Raw genomic sequence first — 3222 nt, 5'->3', positions numbered from 1 at the left:
GGATAGACCAAGTGAATATTTAAGTAAAAAAAATATATTTTTATTAAAAGAAATACTGAAATATTTTGAAAAAGAAGGAATGCAGATTTTTATAAGTGGAAATGATTTAACTATTAAAAATTAAAGGAAAAGCCAGTCAATTTGACTGGCTTTATTTTTATCCAATAAACATTTGTGTCCAATATAATTGTCCTTTTGAATTTTGAGCAATACCTATACCTATTTCAGTGAAGTTAGCGTTTAATATATTTGCTCTATGACCTTCAGAATTCATCCAAGCAGTAACTACTTCAGATGGAGTTTTTTGTCCCATAGCTATGTTTTCTCCAGCTGTACGATAGCTTATTCCAAATTGCTTCATCATGTCAAATGGAGAACCATAAGTTGGAGAAGTATGGCTAAAGTAGTTTTTATTTACCATATCTTGAGATTTTATTGTAGCTACATTAGCTAAAGAAGCATTTGATTTAAGTGGACTTAAACCGTATTTAGCTCTTTCTTTGTTAACTAAGTTAACAACTTCTTGTTGATAAGCTGCGAAGCTATTTGAAGTTGATTCAGAGTTATTGTCAGAACCAGTATTGTTGTCTGGAGTATTATTTCCAGAGTTGTTATCAGAATCAGTATTGTTGTCTGGAGTATTATTTCCAGAGTTGTTATCAGAACCAGTATTGTTATCTGAAGTATTATTTCCAGAGTTGTTATCAGAATCAGTATTGTTGTCTGGAGTATTATTTCCAGAGTTGTTATCAGAACCAGTATTATTGTCTGGAGTATTATTTCCAGAGTTGTTATCAGAACCAGTATTATTATCTGAATTATCATTTCCTGTATCTGGAGTAGTTGGTTTATTTATACAGTTTGAATTTAAATCAAATTTATACTTTTTACCGTTTATACATAGATAAATAGAACCTTTTCTAGTGTATTTTGTAGTTTTTGTTGTTGTGCTAGTTAATGCACTTGCAGGTACTGCTGTACTTACCGTAGTTACAGTGACTACACCTAAAGCTAATAATGTTTTTAGTTTCTTTACCATAAAACATATCTCCCTTCATTATTAAAAATATATTTGTTTAAAATATTTAAAAAATGTTACTTATTTGTAACCTTTTATCTAGGGGGGTGCCCCTTTGTAAATCTATGATAACATAGAAATTTGTCGAAAAACCATGTAAATTTATGTAAAATGTATTATGAAAGAGTTAAATTAAGTTATTTCAATGATTATAGAAATTATTAAGAATAGAATAAAAGGTTTGACTACAGTGTTATGCGTAAAGAAATATATAATATAAATCGAATAGTAGAATAAAAAATGATACCCTATATATAAACTTAAATTAAGTTTATATATAGGGTATCATTGATAAGGTTGAACCTATATTTTTATATTGTTAATTAAATCATATTAAAAAAGTACATATAACCAACATATAATGCAGACAGTCCAACTAATCCATATATTATTCTACTAAATGAACTTATATTTCCAAATTTTCCATCGCCAGCAAAAATAGCAGCCACAAGGTCTAATTTAGCTACTGACACTAAGCCCCAATTAAGGGCACCGATTAAAACTAATATAACAGCTATATTATAAATAATTGTCATATGAATAACCTCCTACTCCTGTTTTTATTTGAGATTATAGACAGGTTGATATAAATTTATACATTATTAAATTTTAATAATTTTATAAGAAACATGTTTAAAGTAAAGCTTAGGTGGTATATATGTAGTATACTTAATAAAGTTAATAAAGTTTTATACTAGAATATATATATACTAAAATTAGGAGGAGAAATAATATGAAAAAATTTGTATGTACAGTATGTGGATATATCCACGAAGGAGAAACAATAGAAGGATTTGTATGTCCAGTATGTAAAGTAGGAGCTGACAAATTCGAAGAAATGTCAGGAGAATTAAATTGGGCTGATGAACACAGAATAGGTGTAGCACAAGGTGTAGATGAAGAGGTTATAGAAGGATTAAGAGCAAACTTTGTTGGAGAGTGTACAGAAGTAGGAATGTACTTAGCAATGAGTAGACAAGCTGATAGAGAAGGATATCCAGAAGTAGCAGAAGCTTATAAGAGAATAGCATTTGAAGAAGCAGAACATGCTGCTAAATTTGCTGAATTATTAGGAGAAGTAGTTGTTGCTGATACTAAAGAAAACTTAAGAGTAAGAATTGAAGCAGAATACGGTGCAACTGATGGAAAATTAAAATTAGCTAAGAAAGCTAAAGAATTAGGATTAGATGCTATACATGATACAGTTCATGAAATGTGTAAAGACGAAGCTAGACATGGTAAAGCATTCTTAGGATTACTAGAAAGACATTTCGGTAAGCAAAACTAATAATAAGTTTTTATTTATATAAATTAATTTTTAACATTTTAAAATACCTTAAGATATTTAATATCTTAAGGTATTTTTATTTTATAATTTTACTTATATATTTTATTAATAAGTATGGTAATATTTATACATATATAATGATTTTAGTATATTATAGTTATAATATTAAATAAGTATAAAAATAAGGAAAGGTAATAGAATGAAGAATAATAAAGCAATATTTAGTATAGTAATAATTATAGCATTTTTAATAGGTGGCTATATATTTATAAGACCCAGTAAAGAGACAGTAAAACAAAATAATGTAAATAATAAAGTAGAAGAAGATAATGGTGTAAATAATAATAAAACAATAGCATTTCTAAGAGCAATACAAGGCGTTAAAATTGAAAGTTTAGAATTAGTTGATAATCCAGTAGGATTTAATGGAAGTTTCTTAGCTCCAAAAAATTCTATAAAAAATGGAGTAGACTATTTTTTAGAAGAAAGTAAAAATGATAAAATAGATAAAGTTCAAGTAGATATAGGTAGTGGATATATAAAAATTAATGTAGATTATAAAGTAAGCAATACAATAACTACACCAATAGAATTAAAGATAATACCATCTATTAATAATCATAAGGATTTACTTTTAAAAATAACTGAAGTTAAATTTTTAGATTTAAAAATAGCCGATTGGATAATAAATATGGGAGTCAATAAGTTTTTAAACGATTGGTTTACAAATGAAAGTGATTTAATAGTTAAATTTGACGATAGTAATGTAATTATAGATAAAAGTAATTTTAAAGAGTTTACTTTAAATAATATATCTATTGATTCACAAGCTTTAAAAATAGATATGTTTATTAAT

General features: G+C 26.5%; 4 protein-coding genes. 2 read left to right on the top strand and 2 right to left on the bottom strand.

The window, feature by feature from the left end; all coding sequences use genetic code 11:
• Positions 1-157: 157 nt before the first annotated feature.
• Both EIH23_RS15855 and EIH23_RS15850 read right to left on the bottom strand, forming a co-directional pair.
• Complete coding sequence (locus tag EIH23_RS15855; protein ID WP_122641383.1) at positions 158-1039, bottom strand: CAP domain-containing protein; 882 nt, start codon at positions 1037-1039, stop codon at positions 158-160.
• A gap of 362 nt (positions 1040-1401) precedes the next feature.
• Entirely contained in the window at positions 1402-1614 is a 213-nt protein-coding gene (locus EIH23_RS15850) for a DUF378 domain-containing protein (protein ID WP_122641382.1), read from the bottom strand.
• Between the two features lie 197 nt (positions 1615-1811).
• Here EIH23_RS15850 and EIH23_RS15845 point away from each other — a divergent pair, with 197 nt between their 5' ends.
• Positions 1812-2366, top strand: coding sequence for a ferritin family protein (locus EIH23_RS15845; RefSeq protein WP_122641381.1), 555 nt, complete (start codon positions 1812-1814; stop codon positions 2364-2366).
• A gap of 199 nt (positions 2367-2565) precedes the next feature.
• The coding region (locus tag EIH23_RS15840; RefSeq protein ID WP_164489105.1) for a hypothetical protein at positions 2566-3222 on the top strand (657 nt) is incomplete at its 3' end.

It is taken from the genome of Romboutsia sp. Marseille-P6047 (genome assembly GCF_900604535.1).
GTDB lineage: Bacteria > Bacillota > Clostridia > Peptostreptococcales > Peptostreptococcaceae > Romboutsia_E.
This window is presented reverse-complemented; position numbering and strand designations above follow the sequence as displayed.

Excerpts from the sequence above, each read along its gene's own strand:
- EIH23_RS15845 (WP_122641381.1), top strand. The coding sequence starts at position 1,812 with ATGAAAAAATTTGTATGTACAGTATGTGGATATATCCACGAAGGAGAA.
- EIH23_RS15855 (WP_122641383.1), bottom strand. The coding sequence starts at position 1,039 with ATGGTAAAGAAACTAAAAACATTATTAGCTTTAGGTGTAGTCACTGTA.
- EIH23_RS15850 (WP_122641382.1), bottom strand. The coding sequence starts at position 1,614 with ATGACAATTATTTATAATATAGCTGTTATATTAGTTTTAATCGGTGCC.